19 protein-coding genes are annotated in these 21,829 nt (G+C 73.1%); 9 read left to right on the forward strand and 10 right to left on the reverse strand.

Annotated features, from left to right (window positions below; all coding sequences use genetic code 11):
- Positions 1-118 precede the first annotated feature (118 nt).
- The 5 genes from ACFYUS_RS35570 to ACFYUS_RS35590 are packed head-to-tail and all read left to right on the forward strand — an operon-like array spanning position 119 to position 5,860.
- Positions 119-1,306: a lipid II:glycine glycyltransferase FemX gene (locus tag ACFYUS_RS35570; protein WP_388861781.1), complete on the forward strand. Its 1,188-nt coding sequence runs from the start codon at positions 119-121 to the stop codon at positions 1,304-1,306.
- Positions 1,303-2,970, forward strand: a complete 1,668-nt coding sequence (gene murJ, locus ACFYUS_RS35575) for a murein biosynthesis integral membrane protein MurJ (RefSeq protein ID WP_388861783.1) — start codon at positions 1,303-1,305, stop codon at positions 2,968-2,970. The genes ACFYUS_RS35570 and murJ overlap by 4 nt, the downstream gene beginning before the upstream one ends.
- A gap of 48 nt (positions 2,971-3,018) precedes the next feature.
- A complete protein-coding gene (locus tag ACFYUS_RS35580; RefSeq protein WP_388861785.1) occupies positions 3,019-3,702 on the forward strand; it encodes a response regulator in 684 nt (227 codons plus the stop codon).
- Between the two features lie 8 nt (positions 3,703-3,710).
- Positions 3,711-5,225 carry an ATP-binding protein gene (locus tag ACFYUS_RS35585; RefSeq protein WP_388861787.1) on the forward strand — a complete coding sequence of 505 codons (1,515 nt, stop codon included), beginning with the start codon at positions 3,711-3,713 and terminating at the stop codon, positions 5,223-5,225.
- Positions 5,226-5,239: 14 nt separating this feature from the next.
- The gene (locus tag ACFYUS_RS35590; RefSeq protein ID WP_388861789.1) at positions 5,240-5,860 is read left to right on the forward strand and encodes a hypothetical protein; all 621 of its coding nucleotides are present in this window, start codon (positions 5,240-5,242) and stop codon (positions 5,858-5,860) included.
- 9 nt (positions 5,861-5,869) lie between these two features.
- Here ACFYUS_RS35590 and ACFYUS_RS35595 read toward each other — a convergent pair whose 3' ends face one another.
- Complete coding sequence (locus ACFYUS_RS35595) at positions 5,870-6,700, reverse strand: serine hydrolase domain-containing protein (RefSeq protein WP_388861791.1); 831 nt, start codon at positions 6,698-6,700, stop codon at positions 5,870-5,872.
- 52 nt (positions 6,701-6,752) lie between these two features.
- Between ACFYUS_RS35595 and ACFYUS_RS35600 the strand changes: the two genes are divergently transcribed.
- Positions 6,753-7,163 carry a MerR family transcriptional regulator gene (locus ACFYUS_RS35600; protein WP_388861793.1) on the forward strand — a complete coding sequence of 137 codons (411 nt, stop codon included), beginning with the start codon at positions 6,753-6,755 and terminating at the stop codon, positions 7,161-7,163.
- Positions 7,160-8,182: an aldo/keto reductase gene (locus tag ACFYUS_RS35605; protein WP_388861795.1), complete on the forward strand. Its 1,023-nt coding sequence runs from the start codon at positions 7,160-7,162 to the stop codon at positions 8,180-8,182. Before ACFYUS_RS35600 ends, ACFYUS_RS35605 begins: the two co-directional genes overlap by 4 nt.
- Before the next feature lie 3 nt (positions 8,183-8,185).
- On the opposite strand, the gene ACFYUS_RS35610 is transcribed toward ACFYUS_RS35605, so the two are convergent.
- The 7 genes from ACFYUS_RS35610 to ACFYUS_RS35640 all read right to left on the reverse strand — a co-directional run bounded on the left by ACFYUS_RS35610 (position 8,186) and on the right by ACFYUS_RS35640 (position 15,579).
- Positions 8,186-9,382 (reverse strand): acyltransferase, encoded by a 1,197-nt coding sequence (locus ACFYUS_RS35610; protein ID WP_388861797.1) that lies wholly within the window; start codon positions 9,380-9,382, stop codon positions 8,186-8,188.
- Positions 9,379-10,368 carry an alpha/beta hydrolase gene (locus ACFYUS_RS35615; protein ID WP_388861799.1) on the reverse strand — a complete coding sequence of 330 codons (990 nt, stop codon included), beginning with the start codon at positions 10,366-10,368 and terminating at the stop codon, positions 9,379-9,381. Before ACFYUS_RS35615 ends, ACFYUS_RS35610 begins: the two co-directional genes overlap by 4 nt.
- Positions 10,369-10,543: 175 nt before the next feature.
- Positions 10,544-11,221, reverse strand: a complete 678-nt coding sequence (locus ACFYUS_RS35620) for a response regulator (RefSeq protein WP_388861801.1) — start codon at positions 11,219-11,221, stop codon at positions 10,544-10,546.
- The gene (locus ACFYUS_RS35625) at positions 11,218-12,549 is read right to left on the reverse strand and encodes a sensor histidine kinase (RefSeq protein ID WP_388861803.1); all 1,332 of its coding nucleotides are present in this window, start codon (positions 12,547-12,549) and stop codon (positions 11,218-11,220) included. The genes ACFYUS_RS35620 and ACFYUS_RS35625 overlap by 4 nt, the downstream gene beginning before the upstream one ends.
- 133 nt (positions 12,550-12,682) lie before the next feature.
- Positions 12,683-13,603 (reverse strand): DUF4429 domain-containing protein, encoded by a 921-nt coding sequence (locus ACFYUS_RS35630; protein ID WP_388861805.1) that lies wholly within the window; start codon positions 13,601-13,603, stop codon positions 12,683-12,685.
- A 74-nt stretch (positions 13,604-13,677) separates the two neighbouring features.
- Positions 13,678-14,889, reverse strand: coding sequence for an alpha/beta hydrolase (locus tag ACFYUS_RS35635; protein WP_388861807.1), 1,212 nt, complete (start codon positions 14,887-14,889; stop codon positions 13,678-13,680).
- A 51-nt stretch (positions 14,890-14,940) separates the two neighbouring features.
- Positions 14,941-15,579, reverse strand: coding sequence for a TetR family transcriptional regulator (locus ACFYUS_RS35640; RefSeq protein ID WP_388861809.1), 639 nt, complete (start codon positions 15,577-15,579; stop codon positions 14,941-14,943).
- Positions 15,580-15,695: 116 nt separating this feature from the next.
- Between ACFYUS_RS35640 and ACFYUS_RS35645 the strand changes: the two genes are divergently transcribed.
- Positions 15,696-17,318 carry an MFS transporter gene (locus ACFYUS_RS35645; RefSeq protein ID WP_388861811.1) on the forward strand — a complete coding sequence of 541 codons (1,623 nt, stop codon included), beginning with the start codon at positions 15,696-15,698 and terminating at the stop codon, positions 17,316-17,318.
- Between the two features lie 163 nt (positions 17,319-17,481).
- Complete coding sequence (locus tag ACFYUS_RS35650) at positions 17,482-17,871, forward strand: peptidase inhibitor family I36 protein (RefSeq protein ID WP_388861813.1); 390 nt, start codon at positions 17,482-17,484, stop codon at positions 17,869-17,871.
- Here the strand turns inward: ACFYUS_RS35650 and ACFYUS_RS35655 are convergent.
- Both ACFYUS_RS35655 and aceE read right to left on the reverse strand, forming a co-directional pair.
- Positions 17,852-18,709 (reverse strand): potassium channel family protein, encoded by an 858-nt coding sequence (locus ACFYUS_RS35655; RefSeq protein WP_388861882.1) that lies wholly within the window; start codon positions 18,707-18,709, stop codon positions 17,852-17,854. The genes ACFYUS_RS35650 and ACFYUS_RS35655 overlap by 20 nt on opposite strands.
- A gap of 156 nt (positions 18,710-18,865) precedes the next feature.
- Positions 18,866-21,598 carry a pyruvate dehydrogenase (acetyl-transferring), homodimeric type gene (aceE, locus tag ACFYUS_RS35660; RefSeq protein WP_388861815.1) on the reverse strand — a complete coding sequence of 911 codons (2,733 nt, stop codon included), beginning with the start codon at positions 21,596-21,598 and terminating at the stop codon, positions 18,866-18,868.
- Positions 21,599-21,829: the final 231 nt, after the last annotated feature.

A 21,829-nucleotide genomic window follows, 5' to 3' on the forward strand; every position in this document is an offset into this window, starting at 1 on the left:
CGAGGGCTGCGGCGGAACGGTCATCGTCCGGTCACAATCACCGCGCGCACCCGTCGCATTCGGCTGTGAGCCTGCTGTGCGCCCCACCACCGAGGGGCGGAACAAGGAGGCTCCCGTTGTGTCAGCGCTGCTCGTGACGGCCGCACCCACCGACCGCCGCGCCCCCGCAGGACCGGTCAGGCTCGGGCCCGTGACCCCCGAGGCGTACCGCGCGTTCCTCGGCTCCCGCACCGGCGCGGACGGGCCGAGCTTCCTCCAACTCCCCTCCTGGGCGCAGGTGAAGGACGGCTGGAGCCACCAGCTCATCGGCTGGGGGCGGGAGGGCGCGGAACTCTCGGGCGTCGCGCTCGTCCTCCTGAGGCCCTTCCCCGGCACCCGCAAGTACTTCGCCTACCTGCCCGAAGGGCCCGTCGCCGACTGGGCCGACCCCGACCTCGACAGCTGGCTCTCCCCGCTCCTCGGGCACCTGCGCTCCCTCGGCGCCTTCGCCGTCCGGATGGGACCCGGGCCCGCCTACCGCCGGTGGAACGCCGCCACCGTCAAGGCCGGCACCGGGCCCGGCCGCCGGCTCTCCGACGTCCTCGCCGACGAGGTCGACCCGCTGGGCACCGCCGTCGCCGAACGGCTCCGCGCCCGCGGCTGGCGCAAGTGCGGCGGCGACTCCGAGGACGGAGCCGACGCCCAGCCCCGGCACGTCTTCCAGGTCCCGCTCACCGGCCGCAGCACCGACGACCTGTGGACCGGCCTCAACCAGGAGTGGCGGCGCAACGTCCGCAAGGCGCGGAAGTCCGGCGTCGAGGTCGTCGTCGGCTCCGCCGCCGACCTGCCCGAGTTCTACCGGCTGCTGCGCATCACCGAGGAGCGCGACGGCTTCCGCCTCGGCCGCTCCCTCGCCTACTACGAGCGCCAGTACGCGGTCCTCAACGCCGAGCAGCCCGGCCGCATGAAGCTCTACCTCGCCCGCCACGAGGGCGAGATCCTCGCCGCGCACACCATGGTCACGGTCGGCGGCCGCGTCTGGTACCAGACCGGCGCCTCGGCCGACCACCGCCGCGAGGTCCGGCCCTCCAACGCCCTCCAGTGGCGCATGATGCTCGACGCCCACGCCCTCGGCGCCGCCGTCTACGACCTGCGCGGGGTACCCTCCACCCTCGATCCGGACGACCGTTCCCACGGGCTCCTCCGCTGGAAGCTCGGCACGGGCGGACAGGTCGTCGAGACGCTGGGGGAGTGGGAGACACCGATGCAGGGAACGACCAACGGGGCGCTGTACCGCGCCTTCCAGGCCTATCTGGCCCGTCGATGACGGCCACGCTCGTCGCGCCCGCGGAGCGGAAGAAACCTTCCGCCCTCCGCAGCGGCGCCCTCATGGCCGCCGGCTCGCTCGTCTCCCGCGCCACCGGCTTCGTACGGGCCTCCGTCGTCGCCGCCGCACTCGGCGCGGGCTACGTCGCCGACGGGTACGCGGTCGGCAACACCGTCCCCACCATCGTCTACATGCTCCTCCTCGGCGGCGCCCTCAACGCCGTCTTCGTCCCCGAACTGGTCAAGGCCGCCAAGGAGCACGAGGACGGCGGCGTCGCCTACACCGACCGCCTCCTCACCCTCTGCGCGCTCGCCCTGACCGCGCTCACCGCGGTCGCGGTCCTCGCCGCCCCGCTGATCGTCGACACGTACACCGACTACGTGGGCGGACAGCGGGACATGACCGTCGCCTTCGCGCGCGCGTGCCTGCCGCAGATCCTCTTCCTCGGACTCTTCACCCTGCTCGGACAGGTCCTCAACGCCCGGGGCCGGTTCGGCGCCATGATGTGGGCCCCCGTCCTCAACAACGTCGTCGCCGTCGCCGTCTTCGGACTCTTCCTCGCCGTCAGCGACGGCGGGGAACTCACCCCCGGGGAGACCGCCCTCCTCGGCTGGGGCACCACCGCCGGCATCGCCGTCCAGACCCTCGCCCTGCTGCCCTCGCTGCGCGCCGCCGGCTTCCGCTGGCGGCCCCGCTTCGACTGGCGCGGCAGCGGCCTCGCCGCCCCGCTGCGCTCGGCCGGCTGGCTGGTGCTGCTCGTCCTCACCAACCAGGGCGCGTACTGGTTGACGACCTGGCTCGCCACCTCCGCGGGCGCGTCGGTCAGCGGCGGCGGCCTCGCCGCGTACAACAACGCGTACCTCCTCTGGACCGTCCCGCACGGCATCATCACCGTCTCTCTCGTCACCGCGCTGCTGCCCCGCATGAGCGGCGCCGCGGCCGACGGCGACCTCGCGCGGGTCCGGCGGGACGTCTCGTACGCCCTGCGGACCAGCGCGGCGGCGGTCGTCCCGGCCGCCTGCGCGCTCCTCGCGCTCGCCGTCCCGCTGATGACGGTCGTCTTCCGGTACGGGGCGACCACCGGCGACGACATCCGCGCGATGTCCTGGACCCTGATGGCCTTCGCGCCCGGCCTGGTCGCCCTCTCCGGCCAGTACGTGTGCACCCGGGCCTTCTACGCCCTGCGCGACACCCGCACCCCGTTCCTCCTGAACCTGGTCATCGCCGCCCTGAACGCGGGCCTGTCGTTCGCCGCGTACCGGGTTCTCCCGACCCGCTGGGCCGTCACCGGCATGGCCGCGGCGTACTCGCTGGCGCTGTGGGCGGGCTGGGCGGTCACGGCGTACGCCCTGCGGCGACGACTGGGCGGGGCAGCGGGCGGCGGCGCGTCCGGCGCGGCGGAGGGGGACGGGTCCGGCGCGGCGGCGGGCGGTGTGTCCGGCGGGGCCTTCTCCGCGCTGGCGCGGCTCCTCGTCGCCGCGGTACCGGCCGCCGGGTACGGGCTGTTCGTCGCGGACGCGGCGGGCGTGGCGGGCCCGGTGGTGGCGGGCCTGGCCGGCGCCGCGACGATCCTGGCCGTCTTCGCCCTGCTGTCCCGCCCCCTCCGCCTCGCGGAGGTCCAGGCCCTCCTCGCCTCCGGCGCGAACCGCTTCCGCAGAGCCTGACCCCCCGCCCCGCGTGGGCGCCCGTACCGACCTTGGGATACTCCACACATGCCGCGCGTGCTCCTGATAGAAGACGACCCCTCCGTCCGCGAAGGCGTCGAGCTCGGCCTCCGCCGCCGCGGGCACGACGTGCGCACCGCCCCCACCGGCGAGGCGGGCCTCGCCGCGCTCGGGGAGTTCCGGCCCGACCTGCTGCTCCTCGACCTGATGCTGCCCGGCATGAACGGCGTCCAGGTCTGCCGCCGGGTCCGGGAGAACAGCCAGCTGCCGATCATCATGCTCACCGCGCGGGGCGACGACTTCGACGTCGTCATAGGCCTGGAGGCCGGGGCCGACGACTACATCGTCAAGCCCGCCCGCACCGAGGTCATCGAGGCCCGGATCCGGGCCGTGCTGCGGCGCATCGAGGAGCCCGGCACCGGCCGGTCCGCCGTCGAGTTCCACGGCGAGCTCGCCATCGACCGGGCGGGCCTGACCGTCGCCAAGGCGGGAGAGCGCGTCGCCCTCGCCCCCTCCGAGCTGAAGCTGCTCCTGCACCTCACGGCCGCCCCCGAACAGGTCTTCAGCCGGCAGCAGCTCCTCGAACACGTCTGGGAGCACAGCTACCACGGGGACGCCCGGCTCGTGGACGCCTGCGTCCGCCGGCTGCGGAACAAGATCGAGGACACCCCCGGCGAACCCCGGTACATCCAGACCCTGCGGGGCTTCGGCTACCGCTTCGGCCCGCTGTGAAGGCCTGCGTGAGACCGGAACCGGGCACGGAGCCGCACACGACGGGCACGGAGCCGCGCACGAGACGCGCCCGCCGCCGCGCCCGCGCCCCCCGCCTGCGCCCCTTCGGCCTCCGTACCCGCCTCGTCCTCGCCTTCCTCCTCGTCGCCGCCGTCGGCTGCGGCACCACCGCCGCGCTCACCTACCGCGCCGCCCGCAACGCGATCCTGGAACAGACCCAGGACACCGCCGTCTCCGCCCTGCGCGACCAGGTCGAGCCGCTCGTCATCAGCCTGCCCGTCGACCCCACCTCCCTGCGGGACACGGTCCTCACCATCGCCCGCCAGGGCAAACCCCGCCCCTGGCGGGTCTACGCCGAGTACGGCGCGGTCCACGTCTCCTCCACCGACCGCCCCACCTCCTCCGTCATCACCCCCGAACTGCGGGCCCGCGCCCAGGCCCGGCAGGCCACCCCGCACGGCAGCTTCCAGCGGGTCGTGAAGAACGGCACCCCGTATCTGACGGTCGCCATCCCGGCCGCCTTCCGGACGCACCACAAAGAGGGGACGGCCCAGCCCACCGGCCTCGTCTTCTACGCCGTCATGGAACTCGACGACGAGGAGGCCAACATCGAGGCCATGGTGGCCGCCGCCCGCGACGGCGCCCTCCCGGCCCTGGCCGTGGCCCTGATCCCCGCGCTGATCGCCTCGCGCGGCGTGCTCCGCCCCGTACGCGAGCTGCGGCACGCGGCCCAGAGCATGGGCCGGGGCCGGCTCGACACCCGCATCCACGCGAAGGGCAGCGACGAACTCGCCGACCTCGCCCGCACGTTCAACGAGTCCGCCGCCGAGCTGGAACGTTCCGTCGAGGAACTCCGCAACGCCGAGGCCCGCGCCCGCCGCTTCGCCTCCGACGTCTCGCACGAGCTGCGCACCCCGCTCGCCGGGATGCTCGCGGTCACCGAGGTCCTCGACGAGGACGCCGGCAGCCTCGACAGCGACACCGCCCGCGCCGTCCGGCTGATCAGCGCCGAGACCGGGAAGCTCGCCGTGCTCGTCGAGGACCTGATGGAGATCTCCCGCTTCGACGCGCGCGCCGCCGAGCTCCACACCGACGAGGTCGACGCCGCCGACTGCGTCCGCAAGACCCTCCAGCACCGGCACTGGACCGACCCGGCACAGGTCGTCCCGTACCTTGTGGAGGGGATCAGGGCGCGGCTCGACCCGCGCCGCTTCGACGTCGTCGTCGCCAACCTCGTCGGCAACGCGCTGCGGCACGGGGCGGCGCCGGTGACGGTCAGTGTGTACGCGGAGGGGGACGAGCTGGTGACGGAGGTCGCCGACCGGGGGCCGGGCATCCACCCGGACGTCCTGCCGCACGTCTTCGACCGCTTCTACAAGGCGGACCGGGCCAGGACCCGTTCGGAGGGCAGCGGCCTCGGCCTGGCGATCACCCTGGAGAACGTCCGCCTGCACGGCGGCACCGTCCACGCCGCCAACGACCCGGCGGGCGGGGCGGTCTTCACCGTACGGATGCCGCTGTGAGGCGCGCGGGGCCCGTGAGCCGCTGGAAGGCCACGGCGGCCCTCCTCGCCATGCTCTCGCTCGCCGCCTGCGGCATCCAGGAGAGCGACGTCGTGGAGGCGGGCGGCGCCGCGACCGTCGCCGTCTACCCGCAGCCCGAGTTCCGGATGGTGCTCTACTTCCTCGGACCCGACGGGCAGCCGGTCCCGGTGGTCCGCGAGCTCGGGAAGCCGGTCCCCGACCCGACGTTCGCCTGGGGCGCCTCCGAGGCGGACGCCCAGCACCGGAAGAGCGAGGGGCAGGGCTCCGGACAGCAGCCCTACGAGGTGAGCGGCACCGTGGTCGTCACCGACAAGGTGATGGCCGCGCTCCTCGCGGGACCGGCCGCCGCCGACACCGCGGCGGGCCTGACCACGGGCCTTCCGGCGCCCGGGGCGTCCTGGAAGACGCCGCTCGTCGAGGCGGTCGAGGGCCTGAACCCGGAGGGCCGCCGGACCATCCGGCTCCGGCCGCCGTTCCCCGTCAGGAGCCTGTCGGACGCGGCCGTCCAGCAGCTGGTCTGCACGGCCGTGTACGCGGAGGACAGCGGGGGCAAGGTCGACGTGAGCCTCGTGGGCACCGACGGCACGCTCCCGACGACCCGCTGCGAGACCTGAGGCCTCCGGTCAGACCGCGCGCAGGTCCGCCAGCACCGCGTCCGTGAACGGCGGCCAGGCCTCGACCGCCCACGCCCCGAAGGGCCGGTCCGTGAGGGCCACGCACGCGGCCCCCGCGTCCGGGTCGACCCACAGGAAGGTGCCGGACTGCCCGAAGTGGCCGAAAGTGCGCGGCGAGGAGCTCGCGCCCGTCCAGTGCGGGGACTTGCCGTCGCGGATCTCGAAGCCGAGTCCCCAGTCGTTCGGCTTCTGGTGCCCGTAACCGGGAAGGATGCCGGTCAGACCGGGGTACGTGACGGTCATCGCGTCCAGGACGGTCCGCGCGTCGAGCAGCCGCGGCGCCTGCACCTCGGCGGCGAACCGCACCAGGTCGTCCACGGTCGACACGCCGTCCTTCGCGGGCGAGCCCTCCAAGGTCGTCGAGGTCATGCCGAGGGGCTCCAGGACCGCCTGGTGCAGATACTCGGCGAAGGGGATGTCGGTGGCCTTGGCGACGTGGTCGCCGAGCGCCTCGAAGCCGGTGTTGGAGTAGATCCGGCGGGTGCCCGGCGCGGCCATGACCCGGTTCTCGTCGAAGGCGAGCCCCGAGGTGTGGGCGAGGAGGTGGCGGACGGTCGCGCCCTCGGGCCCGGCCGGCTCGTCGAGGTCGATCGCCCCCTCCTCGTACGCGACGAGGACGGCGTACGCCGCGAGCGGCTTGGTGACGGAGGCGAGCGGGAAACGCCGCCCGGTGGGGCCGTGGGACCCGGCCAGGGTGCCGTCCGCGCGGACGACGGCGGCGGCCGCGGTGGGAACGGGCCAGTTCTCGATCGACGCCAGGCTCGGCAAGCTGCTCTGCATGGGGCCGAGCCTACTTGCTTCGAGTGCACTCCAACGTTTTAGCGTGGGGCCCATGAGCGTGATCGAGAGCACGACCGGGCTTGCCGGGAAGGACCGCTACACGATCAGTGAGGTGGCCGTCATCACCGGGCTCACCGCCCACACCCTGCGCTGGTACGAGCGGATCGGCCTCATGCCGCACGTCGACCGTTCGCACACGGGGCAGCGCCGCTTCACCGAACGCGACCTGCACTGGCTGGCCTTCGTCGGCAAGCTGCGGCTGACCGGGATGCCGGTCGCCGACATGGTCAGGTACGCCGAGCTGGTGCGCGAGGGCGACCACACCCGGGACGAACGGCGGGAGCTCCTGGAGGCCACCCGGCGCGACGTCCTCAGCAGGATCACCGAGCTCCAGGACACGCTCGCCGTGCTCGACATCAAGATCAGTCATTACGGGACCGCAAGCGGAGGAACACCTTCATGACCAGCGTGACCAGGATCGACACCGTACGCCTCGGCCAGGGCGGACCCGAGATCGGCGTCCAGGGCTTCGGCGCCATGGGCATCAGCGAGTTCTACGGCGACACCGACGAGGCGGCGGCCCGCGACACCCTCGACGCGGCCCTGGAGGCCGGCGTCACCCTGATCGACACCGCCGACATCTACGGCAGCGGCGCCAACGAGGAGTTCCTCGCCCCCTTCCTCGCCGCCCACCGCGACGAGGTCACCCTCGCCACCAAGTTCGCCATAGAGCGCCGCGCCGACGACCCGACCTACCGGGGGATCCGCAACGACCCGGCGTACGTCAAGAAGGCCGCCGAGGACAGCCTGCGCCGTCTCGGCATCGAGACCATCGACCTCTACTACATGCACCGCCGCGACCCGGAGATCCCCTTCGCCGAGTCCGTCGGGGCGATGGCCGAGCTCGTCCAGGAGGGCAAGGTCCGCTTCCTGGGCCTGAGCGAGGTCACCGGGGCCGAGCTGCGCGAGGCCCACGCGGTGCACCCGATCACCGCCCTCCAGTCGGAGTGGTCGCTCTTCTCCCGGGACGTGGAGCGCAGCGCCGTCGGCGCCGCCGCCGAGCTCGGCGTGACCTTCGTGCCGTACTCGCCGCTCGGCCGGGGCTTCCTGACCGGCGCGTTCGCGGACGCCGACAAGGACCTGTCGGGCGGCGACTTCCGCAGGTACCAGCCCCGGTTCACCGGAGAGAACGCCGAGCGGAACGCCGCCCTCCTCGACCCGGTCCGGAAGATCGCCGCCGCCCACGGCGCGACCCCGGCCCAGATCGCCCTCGCCTGGGTCCAGCAGCGGGCCTCCGTGCACGGCCTCACGGTCGTCCCCATCCCCGGCACCCGCAAGCGCTCCCGCCTCCTGGAGAACGCGGCCGCCACCCGCATCGCCCTCACCGCCGCCGAACTCGCCGAACTGGAGCCGATCGCGGGCCAGGTGGCGGGCGACCGCTACCCGGACATGCGCTTCACCTCGGTGAACCGCGAGGCCTGACCCCTAGGCCAGCCCCAGGGCGAAGACCGCGAAGCCCGCCGAGAGGAGACCCGCCAGGGTGCGGCGGGCCGGACCGGTCTTCGCCCACGGGGACTCGAAGACGCGCGCGTACCGGCCGATGAGGACGAGGAGCCCGGCGAAGACCGGCATCCAGGCGAGCCGGGCGAGGATCCAGCCGACCGAGTCCGGCGCGCCGACCAGGCCGGCGATCTCCCCGGCGTACGAGGCGGGGATCGCGGCGGTCAGCATCGCCGTCTGGTGCCAGCACAGGATCGTCATCGCGGACAGGTTGATCACCACGACCGGCGCCCACAGCGCGGGCCGCTTCAGGAGCCGGCCGAGCCGGTCGCGGAGCAGGATCGCCGCACCGCTCTGCGCGGCGGCCAGGGCGAGGACGAGCAGCGACGGCGGGTGCGAGTTGGTGCGGGCCTCGCCGGGCACGCCGACCATCGACGCCGGGTAGCCGAAGACGAGGAGCAGGGCCGCGAAGAGCGCGGCGCCGCCGAGCAGCAGCCCCCACGCGTGGCGCCGGCCGACCCGGCCCTCGCCCCACGAGACGCCGAGCTGATACGCGAACAGCCAGCCGGGCAGGATGTTGAGCAGGCTCAGCCAGGACGGCACGGCGTCGGCATGCGGCCCGTACCGCAGGAAGTCGACGACGGCGACCGAGCCGAGCAGCGGCGCCGCGGCCCACACCCCGAGGCGGCGGGCCGCCCGCACGCACAGCGGGGTCAGCGCGGTGACCACCGTGTACACGCCGACGAACCACAGCGGCTGGATCACCAGCGTGGACGCCGTCCGCAGCGTGTCCACGGGCACCCCGAGACCGAGGTTCAGCACGGGCAGCAGCGCCGCCCACACGGCGGTGACCCCGAGCACCGGCCGGCCCAGCCGCGCGAGCCGGCCACCGAGCCACGCGCGCGTGGAGCCCGAGCGGCGCCGGTACGACAGCACCGACGCGTACCCGCCGACGAGGAAGAAGATCCCCAGCATCTGCAGGACCCAGCTGACGGGCGCGAGACCGGAGAAGGTGCCGAGCGGGCTCGCGTTGTGGATCGCGCCGTCGGCGGAGAGGGTGAAGCCGCCGAGCAGCCAGTGCCCGGTCGGCACGGCGAGCAGGGCGAGGGCGCGCAGCCCGTCGATCGCCCGGTCGCGGTGGGCGGGCGTGGACGCCTCGATCTTCCTGACCAGGGTCTTCATCGGACGTCCCCCTCGGCGATCGCGGCGAACGCACGGAGGGAGGAGGTGCCGGGCGCGAAGTAGCCGCCGTGCCCGGCGGCGTCCCCGGCCGGGATGCGGCGCGCCCCGAAGGCCGGGTCGGTGGGGTCGGCGCCGTGCCCGAGGCCCGCGAACTCGACGTTCGGGACCCGGTCGATCCAGTCCGTGGGATCCTTCGCGGCCCAGACGCGGGCGGAGGTCCCGAGCTCGGAGACGTTCTCGGCGCGCATCCCGGGGGAGCCGAAGACCACCAGGTCCTTGGCCTTCAGCTGGTGGGCGGCGAGGCCGCAGACCACGGAGCCGTAGCTGTGGCAGAAGACGGACGGCTCGGCCGCACCGGCGGGCCTTACCGCTGCGAGCCCGTCCGTGAACCGGGTCAGCCGGCCGGCCCCGGCCTCCGCGAGCCGGCCGGTGGCCGCGTCCAGGCCGACGCCGACGGGGGTGGTGTACCCGGCCCAGGCGACGACCGCCGTACGCCCGCCGGTCGCCCGGCGCAGCTCGCTCGCCATGTCCGCGAGCGGCTCGACGTGCTCCGCGTCGACGTCGGAGCCGGGCACGATCACGGCCACGTGCTCGGCCCGCGCCAGGTCCCCGTAGACCAGGGCCACCTGCCCCCGGCCGCGCGGATCGTGGGCGAGGACCCGCGCCCCGCCGAACTGCCCCCGCACGGACCGGGCGTTGGCCTCGTACCGCAGCTCCAGGGGCGCCCCGTCGAGGTTCCCCACGACCGTCGGGTGCGTCCGGGCCAGCTCTTCCCGTCGTACGGGACCCAGCCCGGCGAAGAACCGCGCGACCCCGGCCGGGTCCATCCGCTCCGGGTCCGGCAGCCCCGCGGCAACCCACGCCGCGGTCCCCGCCGGCGCCCCGGTCACGGCCTCCTGGCTGCTCCCGGACGCCCAGCCGGCCGTCCCCGCGATCACACCGGTCACCACGGCCGCGGTGATCAGGGTCCTCGACATGCGGCGCATCGGCCCGCCCTCCCTCGCTCTCGTCGTCAGCGGGAGGAAGGTAGGAAGACGAGGGGTGACAGCACGTCACGCCGGGGAGCCAACTCCCGTCTGATACCGGGGTAGGGGGTGGAGGAGCAGCCAACCCGAGGGGCGGGGTGGGGTTTTCCCCCGGGGGCCGGCACGAGTGCCGGGTCTAGGCGCCGGGGGTGACCAGGCCCGACTCGTACGCGAAGACCACCGCCTGCGCCCGGTCGCGCAGGTCCAGCTTGGCGAGGACCCGGCCGATGTGGGTCTTCACCGTCTGCTCGGCGAGGACCAGGCTGTCGGCGATCTCCTGGTTGGACAGGCCCCGGGCGATCAGCTCCAGGACCTCCGTCTCGCGCGGGGTGAGCCCGTTGAGGCGCAGTGCCGTGCCGTCCCGGCGGGGCGCGGGGCGCGAGGCCGCGAAGTCGGCGATGAGACGGCGGGTCACGGACGGGGCGAGCAGCGCCTCGCCCGCCGCCACCACCCGTACCGCCGCGATCAGATCGGCCGGCGGCGCGTCCTTGAGGAGGAAGCCGGACGCGCCCGCGCGCAGCGCCTCGTACACGTAGTCGTCGACGTCGAAGGTGGTCAGCATCAGCACCTTCGGCAGGTGCGTGACCCCGGCCGGCGGATGCAGGATCTCCCGGGCGGCCGCGAGCCCGTCCAGCTCCGGCATCCGTACGTCCATCAGGACCACGTCCGGGTGCGCCGAGCGCGCCACCTCCACGCCCTGCCGTCCGTCCGGCGCCTCGCCGACCACGTCGATGTCGGGCTGCGCGGCGAGGAGGGCGGCGAAACCGGCCCGCACCATGGCCTGGTCGTCGACGATGATCACGCGGATGGTCACTCGGTGTCCTTCGTACGCAGGGGGAGCCTGGCCGCGACCCGGAAGCCGCCGTCCGGCAGCGGCCCGGTGTCGAGCGAGCCGCCGGTCAACCGTACGCGTTCCCGCATGCCGACGAGGCCGTGGCCGGTGCCGGGGACGCCCCGCTCGACGGAGGAACGCTCCTCCAGGGAGGGACCGTTGACGACGAGAACGGTCAGCCACCCGTCGTCGGCCCGGACCGAGACGCGGGTCGAGGCCCCCGGCGCGTGCCGCACCACGTTCGCCAGGGCCTCCTGCACGATCCGGTACGCGGACAGGTCCACCGCCTGCGGCACCTCGCCGAGATCGGCGGCGAGCCGCAGTTCGGCCGGCACGCCCGCGCGTACGGTCGCCTCGACGAGCTGCTGCACCCGGTCGAGACCCGGCTGCGGGGTCCGCTCGCCCTCGCTGCCGTCACTGCGGAGGACGGAGAGCAGCCGCCGCATCTCGGCCAGCGACTCGCGGGCGCTCGCCGCGATGGACGTGAACTCCTCGCGGGCCGCGTCCGGGAGTTCGGGGATGCGGTACGGGGCGGAATCCGCCTGCACGGTGATCACGGACATGTGGTGGGCCACGACGTCGTGCAGCTCGCGCGCGATCCTGGCCCGCTCCTCCAGGAGCGTGCGGCGGGCCCGCTCCGCCTCGCTGATGGTCTCCTGCTCGGCGAGCCGCCGCTGCGCCTCACCACGGGCGCGGATCGCCGAGGTCAGCAGCAGCAGCACCCCGCTCAGGACGAGCAGCAGCAGGTGCAGACTGGTGAACCGGGCGGGCCGGAACGCCTCAAGCGCGAAACCGGCCACCCCGGTCGCCAGCCACACCCCGAACAGCGCCCGGCGCGACTCCCGCAGCCCGAGCGCCACCATGAGGGCGCAGTAGCCCACGACGACCGGCGGCGTCCACGGCCACATCTCCGCCTGGGGCCCGTCCGAGCCCAGCAGCACGAGCGCGCCCAGCACATCGGCGGCGAAGACGACCCACCACGCCTGGAGCGGCCGGGTGACGGCGAGCAGCAGCGGGGCGGCCTGAGCGGTGCCGAGGGCCCCGGCGACGGCACCGTTGACCCCGTAGTCGTTGATGAGCAGCAGAACCGTGGAGGGCAGCAGCGCCGCCCCGAACGCCACGGCGACCACATACGGCAACAGCCGCACCCACCGCCCCGCCGCCCCGGCCAGCAGCGCCGCCCCCGGCCTGGTCGGCGTGGTGAGCGCCGCCCCCAACCCCTGGAACAGCTCCCGAAACCGGCCCCCGTCACGACGACGGGCACCGGGCACTGAATCGGCGGGCGGCTCGGGCCGCGATGCGATAACCATGACGGCCTCAGCCTAAGCAGCCCCTCTGCCCCCCGACGTCATACCGGGGACCGGGACGGGCCCTGCTACCGGGGTATGACCACCGTCCTCGTCGTGGGCCGCGCCCCCGCTCACACGGGACCGTGGTCACCGCTCAGAGCTCCGCCAGGAGCTCCGCCTTCTTCGCCGAGAACTCCGCATCCGTCACCAGCCCCGCCTGATGCAGTTCCCCCAGATGCCGAATCCTTTCAGCCACCGCCCCCGGATCCCGGTGCCCGGCACCCCCCGCCCCGGCCGGCGCCGCGACCGGCACGGGCGTGCGGTCCTTGCCCCGGATCGCGGCGAGGACCGAGGCGGCGAAGGTCAGGGACTCGTACACCGGCCCGTAGCGGCCGAAGACGACGCACGCCGGGTCCTGGTCGGGCCGGTCGGCCCGGGGCCCGCCGCCCCGGGGCACCAGCCGCAGGTACCCGTCGACGCCGTCCGGCGAGCGCCATTCGACCCCGCAGAGGTCCCGCACGGGAAAGACCTGGTCACCGGCCTTCCACTTCTCGGAGGACGCCCCGGTCCGGGACCAGCGGAACGCGACCTCCGAGGTCCCGTCGAAGCAGGCCTTCCCGTCGTACGCCTTGAAGGCCTGCGGCCCCGGCGGCGGCGCCACCAGGAACCGGTCGGCGGGCGCGACGCCGTCGACGGCCCCGTACGCCTCGTGTCCGGCGGCCCCCGCGGCCCCCGGGCCCGACGCGAGGAGCGTCCGCAGCTCGTCCCGGTAGTGCTCGGCGAGCGGCTCGCGTTCCGCCGGGATCACCAGGCGGTACGGATCGCTGCCCTCCTTGAGCTGCCCCGCGGCCGCCTCCATCAGCGGATCCGCGCCCGGTCTCGGCACGGCGTGCAGCACGACGGTGCCCCGCTTGCCGGGCGTGAGCGTCACCGACGCCAGCGCCTCGTGCGGTATCCGTCTCTCGCGCAGCGCGGAGTACAGCTTCGGTGTGCGGATCCCCCGATCGAAGCGGATGACGAGGGCGTCGCTCTCGAGCTCCCAGGTGGCATGAATTCCGGCCAGCACATCACCCATACGCCTCATCGTAAGCGGCGTGTGCTCGTGCGTCGCCCCTGTGAAAGGTCCCGAAATTGCGTGATCTACGCGCGTCAGGGGCCTTCCGCGCCGGATATTCCGTCGTGGCAAGCGCTGTCGGCACGTGCGCAGACCACCCGCGGGTAGGCCCCGACCCCTATCGCGGCGAAGTTGCCGAGGCTCTCCGTCCCGGGCTCGAAATAGCCGCTGTGGCCGAGCGCCCCGCGCGCGGAGAGCAGCCGGGCGCCGAACTCCGGCGCGACGGGGTCCGCGCCGTGCCCGACCCCGCCCACCTCCAGGTGCGGCACGTTCGCGATCCAGTCGTCGGCGTCCCGCATGGCCCACACGCGCGCGGGGCTGTCGAGTTCGGACGCCCGCTCGACCCGCATCCCGGGGCTTCCGGCGACGGCGACGTCGGTCACCCGGGCGGGCAGCCGCGACGCGGCGACGCCGCAGAGCACGGAGCCGTAGCTGTGGCAGAAGAGCGCCACGCGCGCGTGCGGGGGCAGGGATTCGGTGAGGCCCACCAGGCGTACGGCTCCCTCCTCGGCCAGCCGGCCGGTCATGGCGTCGACGCCGACCCCGACGGGCGCGGTGTAGTCGGCCCAGGCGATCACGGCCACGTGCGCGCGGGGCGCGGCCCGCCGCTCGGCCGCGTAGAGGGCCCGGGCCATGCCGGCGGGGGCGCCGTACCGGCCGTGGGTCTTCTGGAAGGTGAGCAGGTTGGTGTCGACGCCGGGCACGATCACCGAGACGCGCCGGGCGTGCTCCAGGTCCCCGAGGACCTCGGCGGCCCGCCCCGTACCGGACGGGTCGAAGGCGAGGACCTGGCGGCCGGGCCGCAGCAGCGAGGCGAAGCGGTCGACCCGGCGCCGGGCCTCGTGCCGGCCCTCGGGGGAGAGCCTGGTGTCGTCGACCCGGCCGTGCTCGGCGGCGTACGCGCGCGTGAGGGTGATCCGGTTGGCGCGGTAGCGCAGGGCGACCGGGGCGCCGTTGAGGTTGCCGACGACGAGCGGGTGCCGGGCGGCGAGCAGGTCGGCGTCCGCCGGGCCGAGTCCGGCGAAGAAGGCGGCGACGGTACGGGCCGGGGCCGCGGGGTCGGGCAGCGGCCGGTGGTCGATCCGGTCCCGCGTCCAGGCGGCGAGCGCGGCCTCCCGGGACGGCCAGGGCATGGGCCGGTGCCGGATCGTGGTCCACCCGGTGATCGCGAGGAGGACGAACACCACGGCGAGCGCGAGGAGCGCGCGCGTGGCGACGAGGGCGGGCGAGGCGTCGACGGAGGTCACGGGCGGCCACCCTACGGGGCGGAGACGGCGGCACCGGACCTGCGGGGGGTCTTAGCGCTCCCGGCCCCGCCACTGCGGGGCGAGCGCCGGGCCGAGGTGGTCGAGGTACTCCTCGGTGAGCGCGCGGATGGCCTCCAGACTCTGGTCCGTGCCCCGGCCCCACATCTGGCCGGTCACCCGCATCACGCCGCTGAACGCCGCCACCGCGATCCGGGGGCGCGGGTCCTCGTCGACGTCGAGGCCCTCGCGCGCGGCGATGATCCGGGCGATGGTCTCCTCCATCTCCGTGGAGCGCCGCAGATGGACGGCGAGCAGCGCGGGCGTCGACTCGATCATGCGGTACGTGCGCAGGTGCAGTTCGACGGGGACGACCTCGGCGATCGCCTCGCCGATGGTGTCCCAGGCGCTCAGGACGGCGTTGCGCATCGCGTCGAGGGGCGCCTCGTCCGGGGGCCGCTGCCCGAGGGCGTGCACGAACCGTTCCTCCACCATCTGCTGCACGGCGAAGGCGACCTCCTCCTTGGAGGAGAAGTACCGGAAGAAGGTGCGCTGCGAGACCTCCACGGCGTCGACGATCTCGTCGACGGTGGTCCGCTCGTACCCGTGCTCGGTGAAGAGCTCCAGGGCGACCCGGATCAACGCGTCGCGCGTGCGCTGTTTCTTGCGCTCGCGCAGTCCGGGCACGGTCACGTCGAGGTCCTCTTTTCCGGCATTTCGTCCTGCTCAGCGTACCTGTGAGCTACGTGACAGTTACCGACGTGTGAATCGCTTTGTCAATTGTCAGTGACTGTCATTAGCCTCGTTCCATGACTAGTCAGACCACCGTGGAAAAGGCCCCGCAGGGTCAGGGGGGCGTCCGGGAACCCGTTCCGGTCCCGGCGAAGGGACTGCGCGGCCACCCATGGCTGACCCTGTTCGGCGTCGCCGTGGGCGTGATGATGGTCGCGCTCGACGGCACGATCGTCGCCATCGCCAACCCGGCCATCAAGGAGGACCTCGGCGCCACCCTCGCCCAGGTCCAGTGGATCACCAACGGCTATCTGCTCGCGCTCGCCGTCGCCCTGATCACCGCCGGCAAGCTCGGTGACCGCTTCGGCCACCGGCAGACCTTCCTCATCGGCATCGCCGGCTTCGCCGCCGCCTCCGGCGCGATCGGCCTGTCGCACTCCATCGGGGCCGTGATCGCCTTCCGCGTCCTGCAGGGCCTCTTCGGCGCCCTGCTGATGCCGGCCGCGCTGGGCCTGCTGCGCGCCACCTTCCCCGCCGAGAAGCTGAACATGGCGATCGGCATCTGGGGCATGGTCATCGGCGCGTCCACGGCCGGCGGCCCGATCCTCGGCGGCTTCCTCGTGGAGCACGTCAACTGGCAGTCCGTCTTCTTCATCAACGTGCCCGTGGGCGTCATCGCGCTCGTCCTCGGCCTGCTCATCCTCAAGGACCACCGCGCCGAGAACGCGCCGCGCTCCTTCGACGTCCTCGGCATCCTGCTGCTCTCCGGCGCCATGGCCTCCCTCGTCTGGAGCCTCATCAAGGCCGGCGAGTCCTGGGGCTGGTCCAGCGGCAAGACCTGGGGCTGCCTGATCGGCGCGCTGCTCCTGTTCGCGCTCTTCGCCTTCTGGGAGACCAGGGCCAAGGAGCCGCTGATCCCGCTGGCCATGTTCCGCTCCGTGCCGCTCTCGGCCGGCGTGGTCCTGATGGTCCTGATGGCCTTCGCCTTCATGGGCGGCCTCTTCTTCGTGACCTTCTACCTCCAGGGCGTGAAGGGGCTCGGCCCGGTCGACGCCGGTCTGCACCTGCTGCCGCTGACCGCGATGATGATCGTCTCCTCGCCGCTGGCCGGCGCGCTGATCACCAAGTTCGGGCCGCGCGTGCCGCTCGTCGGCGGCATGGTCTGCACGGCCGTCGCGATGTTCGGCATGATCACGCTCACCGCCGGCACCAGCACGCTCGCCATGTCCCTCTGGTTCGCCCTGCTCGGCCTCGGCCTCGCCCCGGTCATGGTCGGCGCCACCGAGGTCATCGTCGGCAACGCGCCGCTCGAGCTCTCCGGCGTGGCCGGCGGTCTGCAGCAGGCCGCCATGCAGGTCGGCGGCGCGCTCGGCACGGCGGTGCTCGGCGCCGTCATGTCCTCCAAGGTCGCCGACTCCTTCGCGGGCAACTGGAAGGAGGCCGGCATCCCGGCCCCGGTCAACCCGCAGCTGGAGCAGGCCGCCGAGTTCGGCATGGCCCCGCCGGAGCTGGCCCACGCGCCGGGGATGACCCCCGACCTCCTCCAGCTGATCACCAAGGTCATCCACGACACCTTCCTCGACGGCATGGGCCTGGCCTTCGCCGTCGCCGGCGGCGTCGCCGTCGTCGCCGCCCTCGTCGCCACGCTCACCAAGCGCGGCGAGAACGCGGAGGCGGGCGGCATGGGCGGCCACATCTGACGTTCGCCCGCCCGGCGCCCGTCCGGTGCCGCCCGGTGCCTGTCAGGGTTCCCGTAGGGGGCCGTCACCCGTTCGCGTGAACGGGGGCGGCCCCTCTTCCGTTGCCGGGAGACCTCCGCCATTCTCGTGATCACAGAGAGTGACGAAACGGGGGTTCATCAGCATGTATACGAAGACAGTCCTCACCGGCGCGGCCATCACGGCCCTCCTCCTGACCGCCCTCACGGCGGCACCGGCCGCACCGGCCGCCTCGACCGCCGGGGGCACCGCCCTCGGGGCCTGCGGACCCGGCCGGCTCTGCCTCTGGCCCAAGCCCGACTTCAAGGGCAGGCCGTGGACGCACGAGCTGGCGACCACCGACCTCGACAGCTGCCTGGCCCTGCCGCCCGGCACCTCGGCCCAGTCCCTCGCGAACCGCACGGGGCGGCCGGTCACGACGTACCAGTCGGCCGAGTGCGGGGAGACGGGCGAGTTCGAGACGTACCCGGGGCGGGGGACCTGGGTGCCGCAGACGGCCTACGAGGTCAGAGCGTTCAAGCTCTGGGAGCGGTAGGCGAGGGGACCTCGTGCGGGCCGCCCGGGCCGGGCGGCTCGTGCGGGCCCGGTGGTTCATACGGCTCGTGGAGACCCGGTGGTTCATGCGGCTCGTGGAGACCCGGCGGCCCGTGCGGGCCCGGTCCCGGCGGGGCCGAGAGGCGGGCCACCTCGGCGCGCAGCTCGCGGACCTCCAGGGTGAGCGCCTCCAGGAGCTCCGTCTGCCGGCGCTCCACCGCGTCGTCGCGGTCGAAGCGGGAGATGAACCAGGTCGCGATGTTGGCCGTGACGACACCGAGCAGGGCGATGCCCGAGAGCATCAGGCCCACCGCGAGGATCCGGCCGAGACCCGTGGTCGGGGAGTGGTCGCCGTAGCCGACGGTCGTCATCGTGGTGAACGACCACCACAGCGCGTCCCCGAGCGTCTTGATGTTGCCGTTCGGGGCGTCCCGCTCGACGTGCAGCACGGCCAGCGAGCCGAACATCATCAGCCCGACCACCGCGCCCGCCACATAGGTGGTGAGCGTTATCTGCGGGGCCATCCGGGCCCGACGGCCCACGAGGAGGAGCGTGGAGACGACCCGCAGCAGCCGCAGCGGCTGCACCACCGGAAGTATCACCGCGAGCAGGTCCAGCGGATGGCCGCGCACGAAGCGCCAGCGGTCCCGGGCGAGACCGAGACGGACGAGATAGTCGAGCGCGAAGGCACCCCAGACGGCCCACTCGACGTGGGTGCACAGCCGGTGCACCCACGGCTCGGCGCCGGGAGCCACGATCGGCACCGCGTAGGCGATGCCGAACGCGATCGCGAGCCCCAGGAGCGGTGTCTGGGTGCGCTCCTCCCAGCGAAGCTTCATGACGGGCATGACCGGCATCGTAAGGAACGGAGGGAACGACGAAGGGCGGCGGGACCGCGTCCCACCGCCCTCACCAGCCGAAACGAGCTACCGGCCGAAACGAGCTACCGGCCGAAACGAGCTAGGCCGAAACGAACTACCGGCCGAGGCGACCCGTCAGGCGTCGCCGCCCGCGGCGCCCGGGTCGGCCGCCGCCACGTCGAGCAGCTGGTAGCGGTCCACGGCCTGCTTCAGGGCCGAGCGCTCGATCTTGCCCTCGCGGGCGAGCTCGGTCAGCACGGCGAGCACGATCGACTGCGCGTCGATGTGGAAGTAGCGGCGGGCCGCACCGCGCGTGTCCGCGAAGCCGAAGCCGTCCGCGCCCAGCGAGGTGTACGAGCCGGGCACCCAGCGGGAGATCTGGTCCGGCACCGTGCGCATCCAGTCCGAGACCGCGACGAACGGGCCCTCGGCGCCCCGGAGCTTGCGCGTCACGTACGGGACGCGCTGCTCCTCGTCGGGGTGGAGCAGGTTGTGCTCCTCGACGGCCACGGCCTCGCGGCGCAGCTCGGTCCAGGAGGTCGCGGACCAGACGTCGGCCTTGACGTTCCACTCCTCGGCGAGGATCCGCTGCGCCTCGATCGCCCACGGCACGGCGACGCCGGAGGCCATGATCTGTGCCGGGATCGTGCCGGACTCGCCGGCCTTGAGGCGGTGGATGCCCTGGAGGATCCCGTCGACGTCCACGTTCTCGGGCTCGGCCGGGTGCTGGATCGGCTCGTTGTAGACGGTCAGGTAGTAGAAGACGTCCTCGGCCTCGGGGCCGTACATCCGGCGCAGACCGTCCTTGACGATGTGCGCGATCTCGAAGCCGAACGCCGGGTCGTAGGCGACGCAGGCCGGGTTGGTGGAAGCGAGGAGGTGCGAGTGACCGTCCGCGTGCTGGAGGCCCTCACCGGTCAGCGTCGTCCGGCCGGCGGTGGCGCCGAGCACGAAGCCGCGCGCCAGCTGGTCGGACATCTGCCAGAACTGGTCGCCGGTCCGCTGGAAACCGAACATCGAGTAGAAGACGTACACCGGGATCAGCGGCTCGCCGTGCGTGGCGTAGGCCGAGCCGGCGGCGATCAGCGAGGCCGTGCAGCCGGCCTCCGAGATGCCGTCGTGCAGCATCTGGCCGGTCGGCGACTCCTTGTAGGCGAGGAGGAGTTCGCGGTCCACCGCCTCGTACTGCTGGCCCAGCGGGTTGTAGATCTTGGCGCTCGGGAAGAACGCGTCCATGCCGAAGGTGCGGTACTCGTCGGGGGCGATCAGCACGAAGCGCTTGCCGATCTCCTTGTCCCGCATGAGGTCCTTCAGGATGCGGACGAAGGCCATCGTGGTGGCGATCGACTGCTGCCCCGAGCCCTTCTTGGCGGCCGCGTAGGTCTTGTCGTCGGGGAGGACCAGCGGCTTCGCGCGCACGACGCGGGTGGGGACGTACCCGCCCAGCGCCTTGCGGCGGTCGTGCATGTACTGGATCTCCTCGGAGTCCCGGCCCGGGTGGTAGTACGGCGGCAGGCCGTCCTCCAGCTGCCGGTCCGTCACCGGGATGTGCAGCCGGTCGCGGAAGCGCTTGAGGTCGTCGACCGTCAGCTTCTTCATCTGATGGGTCGCGTTGCGGCCCTCGAAGTTCGGGCCCAGCGTCCAGCCCTTGACGGTCTGCGCGAGGATCACGGTCGGCTGGCCGGCGTGGGCCTTCGCCGCCGCGTAGGCCGCGTAGATCTTCTTGTGGTCGTGACCGCCGCGGCCCAGGTGCAGGACCTGCTGGTCCGACATGCCCTCGACCATGGCCCGCAGCCGGTGGTCGTCGCCGAAGAAGTGGTCCCGGATGTAGCCGCCGGTCTCCGTGGCGTACGTCTGGAACTGGCCGTCCGGGGTGGTGTTCAGCTTGTTGACCAGGATGCCGTCGCGGTCCTGCGCGAGCAGCGGGTCCCAGGAGCGGTCCCAGATCAGCTTGATGACGTTCCAGCCGTTGCCCCGGAAGATCGACTCCAGCTCCTGGATGATCTTGCCGTTGCCGCGGACCGGGCCGTCGAGCCGCTGGAGGTTGCAGTTGACGACGAAGGTGAGGTTGTCCAGGCCCTCTCGGGCGGCGATGGAGAGCTGGCCGAGCGACTCGACCTCGTCCATCTCGCCGTCGCCGAGGAAGGCCCAGACGTGCGACTTGGAGGTGTCGGCGATGCCGCGCGCCTCCATGTAGCGGTTCATCCGCGCCTGGTAGATCGCGCCGAGCGGGCCGAGGCCCATCGACACGGTCGGGAACTCCCAGAAGTCCGGCATCAGCCGCGGGTGCGGGTACGAGGAGAGGCCGTTCGGGAACTTCGACTTCTCCTGGCGGAAGGCGTCGAGCTGCGTCGCGTTCAGCCGGTCGAGGAGGTACGCGCGGGCGTAGATGCCGGGGGAGGCGTGCCCCTGGAAGAAGATCTGGTCGCCGCCGTCGCCCTCGTCCTTGCCGCGGAAGAAGTGGTTGAAGCCCACGTCGTACAGCGAGGCGGAGGAGGCGAAGGTCGCGATGTGGCCGCCGACGCCGATGCCCGGGCGCTGGGCGCGCGAGACCATCACGGCCGCGTTCCACCGGGTGGCGTTGAGGACCTTGCGCTCGATCTCCTCGTTGCCGGGGAAGAAGGGCTCGTCCCTGGTGGCGATCGTGTTGACGTAGTCCGTGCTGCGCATCTCGGGCACGGCCACGCGCTTCTCGCGAGCCCGCTCGATCAGGCGGAGCATGAGGTAGCGGGCCCGCTCACGGCCCCGCTCGTCGACGGCCGCGTCGAGGGAGTCGAGCCATTCCTGGGTCTCTTCCGGGTCGAAATCCGGGACCTGGCTGGGAAGGCCGCCAATGATGATCGGGTTGCGATCGGATCCGGGAGCCACGCTCTTCCTTCGCTGTTCGGTGGTGCCCACGGGGCGGCCACGGGCTGGTCGGGGTGTCCATCGTGTACCCCGCCGACGCCAGACGTCACATTTACCGAGGAGTAACCCCCGGGGTGCCTCGCCCGCCTTCCAGGTGTCGCGGTGTGGTCAAATCGCAACCTTACGCCCAACCCGCGCATGCGTTTCGTCCGGGCGTTCGGCAGACTGAAACCGCAGAAGTCCATGAACCGG

Source organism: Streptomyces sp. NPDC004284, assembly GCF_042874035.1.
In the GTDB taxonomy this organism is placed as follows: Bacteria; Actinomycetota; Actinomycetes; order Streptomycetales; family Streptomycetaceae; genus Streptomyces.

Excerpts from the sequence above, each read along its gene's own strand:
- murJ (WP_388861783.1), top strand. The coding sequence starts at position 1,303 with ATGACGGCCACGCTCGTCGCGCCCGCGGAGCGGAAGAAACCTTCCGCC.
- ACFYUS_RS35580 (WP_388861785.1), top strand. The coding sequence starts at position 3,019 with ATGCCGCGCGTGCTCCTGATAGAAGACGACCCCTCCGTCCGCGAAGGC.
- ACFYUS_RS35595 (WP_388861791.1), bottom strand. The coding sequence starts at position 6,700 with ATGCAGAGCAGCTTGCCGAGCCTGGCGTCGATCGAGAACTGGCCCGTT.
- ACFYUS_RS35600 (WP_388861793.1), top strand. The coding sequence starts at position 6,753 with ATGAGCGTGATCGAGAGCACGACCGGGCTTGCCGGGAAGGACCGCTAC.
- ACFYUS_RS35605 (WP_388861795.1), top strand. The coding sequence starts at position 7,160 with ATGACCAGCGTGACCAGGATCGACACCGTACGCCTCGGCCAGGGCGGA.
- ACFYUS_RS35610 (WP_388861797.1), bottom strand. The coding sequence starts at position 9,382 with ATGAAGACCCTGGTCAGGAAGATCGAGGCGTCCACGCCCGCCCACCGC.
- ACFYUS_RS35615 (WP_388861799.1), bottom strand. The coding sequence starts at position 10,368 with ATGCGCCGCATGTCGAGGACCCTGATCACCGCGGCCGTGGTGACCGGT.
- ACFYUS_RS35625 (WP_388861803.1), bottom strand. The coding sequence starts at position 12,549 with ATGGTTATCGCATCGCGGCCCGAGCCGCCCGCCGATTCAGTGCCCGGT.
- ACFYUS_RS35630 (WP_388861805.1), bottom strand. The coding sequence starts at position 13,603 with ATGGGTGATGTGCTGGCCGGAATTCATGCCACCTGGGAGCTCGAGAGC.
- ACFYUS_RS35645 (WP_388861811.1), top strand. The coding sequence starts at position 15,696 with ATGACTAGTCAGACCACCGTGGAAAAGGCCCCGCAGGGTCAGGGGGGC.
- ACFYUS_RS35650 (WP_388861813.1), top strand. The coding sequence starts at position 17,482 with ATGTATACGAAGACAGTCCTCACCGGCGCGGCCATCACGGCCCTCCTC.
- ACFYUS_RS35655 (WP_388861882.1), bottom strand. The coding sequence starts at position 18,709 with ATGAAGCTTCGCTGGGAGGAGCGCACCCAGACACCGCTCCTGGGGCTC.